We start from the raw sequence: 1,758 nt of genomic DNA, 5'->3' as shown, positions 1-1,758 counted from the left end.
GCGGCTTCTTCCTCAGCGACGCGGGCTGCCTCGGCGGCTGCGGCTTCCTGCTCGGCGGCCGCCTGGGCTGCCGCTTCCTGTTCGGCGGCAGCGGCTGCTTCCTGCGCCAGACGAGCGGCTTCTTCCTCAGCGACGCGGGCTGCCTCGGCGGCTGCGGCTTCCTGCTCGACGGCGGTGCCATCGCCCAACGGCAGCACACTTTCCGCTTGGGCTAACAGAAGGAGTGGTCGGTCGTTCTCGCCGGCGAAAGAGGCCTGTGCCAGCGCCGCGCTTGAGGCAGAGGCCAGCAATAGAACGATGCGAAATGACATGGAGAACTCCAATTTATGGTCACTCCCGGCGTTCCGTGATGTGAACCTCGTTTAAGCTCTAGGCGAGACATTCTGAACCCCAGTTGAACGACAGGCGTCCACTGAGTCAGCCTTAGGCCGGTGATAAAGACGCTAGAACAGCTTGGGAGCGCGAAACTGCGATGCCATGCGCGCCTATGAGCTTGCGCCGAGGCTAGGGCAAGCCCGCCGCGCGCCGATTGCAGGCAAACCGATCGTAGCAACTGGGCAGCCTGCTTAACCCGCCAGCACGCCACACCCTCGGCACCCTCACTCACATCGATTCTCTTGTCTGGCCTCACGACGGTCCAAGCTCATCGAGAGCAAGATGCTCTTAATGCTACCTCTGCTCTATCCGCAGGAGGTCGCCATCGGAAGCGATGTCATGTGCCGGCAGCCAGCGGATCGTTGTGCTCATTTGGCACACCCTGGCGTTGGGGCATGGTTTGTGTAAGCCTTGGCGCTGCGATGCTGAAATAGGGCATCTGCCAAAACAAGAAATGCGGGAGGAACTCGATATGCGAAATATAAAGCCGCTATTGGCCACAGTATTCTTGATAACCGCTCCGGCCGTCGCCCTCAGTGCGTCCGAAGATGACGTCAATGCTGCGTATCAGTCGTGGAACGCCGCCTTCAACAGTGGTGACGCTGGAAAAGTTGGCGCGACCTATACGGATGATGCTGTTTTTCTACCGCCGACCCATGACGTCATCGAGGGACCCGAGAAAATCCAGGAGTTCTTCAACGGGCTCTTTGAAGCCGGTGTTACCGAACACAATCTCGAGGTCATCCGTGTCATGGACAGTGGCGACCAGATCATCGCCGCAGCGCGCTGGAGCGCGAAAGGCGGGGACGGGGCTGATATCGGCGGGATCGCCACTCATGTCTTTCAGAAGCAGGAAGATGGCAGTCTCAAACTGATGCTCCACACGTTCAACTAACCGATCATGGTGGGCTCGCTGTTTCGTCAGCGGGCCTCCCCCTCCCAATTGCGGCGCAGGTTCCCCTGACGTCGATTTCGTGTCTCCCGGAATGGAGAGGTGGGAACTGCACCCTCATCTCGCTTTCACTTTTCCGATGACTCGCGACAAGATGCGGCAACGCCGTCGCCGGTTGTCCAACGGACTGCCCTCGCTGAAGGCTCAGCGAGGCGGCCAACACAAGCCACACCCTCGGCACCCTCCCCCACATCGGTTCGTTCGTCCCGACGTCACGACGCCGTAAAAGCGCCTGCCCGGTCGGCTACGCACCCGACAGGATTCGAACGTGTGACCCTGCCTTCGGAGAGGAGCGCAAGCACCACATCCCAACCTATCAAGTCCGCCCTGAATAATGGCTAAGCCGTTGAAGCGACGCACCCGGAAAGACGTTTGGACGTATGCGGTTTCGCCGTTTTTGGCTGGCTTGCTTGCAGGAACCAGACAAGCCA

General features: G+C 60.0%; 2 protein-coding genes. One reads left to right on the top strand and one right to left on the bottom strand.

The features are described from left to right. A partial coding sequence (locus tag VQ042_RS25460; protein WP_331823030.1) for a hypothetical protein occupies window positions 1-311 on the bottom strand: 311 nt, incomplete at its 3' end. A 398-nt stretch (window positions 312-709) separates the two neighbouring features. Here VQ042_RS25460 and VQ042_RS25455 point away from each other — a divergent pair. Continuing rightward, a complete protein-coding gene (locus tag VQ042_RS25455) occupies window positions 710-1,270 on the top strand; it encodes a YybH family protein (protein ID WP_331823029.1) in 561 nt (186 codons plus the stop codon). The last annotated feature ends 488 nt before the right edge of the window (window positions 1,271-1,758 follow it).

Source organism: Aurantimonas sp. A2-1-M11 (genome assembly GCF_036549475.1).
Classification (GTDB): domain Bacteria; phylum Pseudomonadota; class Alphaproteobacteria; order Rhizobiales; family Rhizobiaceae; genus Aurantimonas.
This window is presented reverse-complemented; position numbering and strand designations above follow the sequence as displayed.

Bases quoted from the DNA above. Each gene is read 5' to 3' on its own strand.
- VQ042_RS25455 (WP_331823029.1), top strand. From the start codon at position 710: ATGTCATGTGCCGGCAGCCAGCGGATCGTTGTGCTCATTTGGCACACC.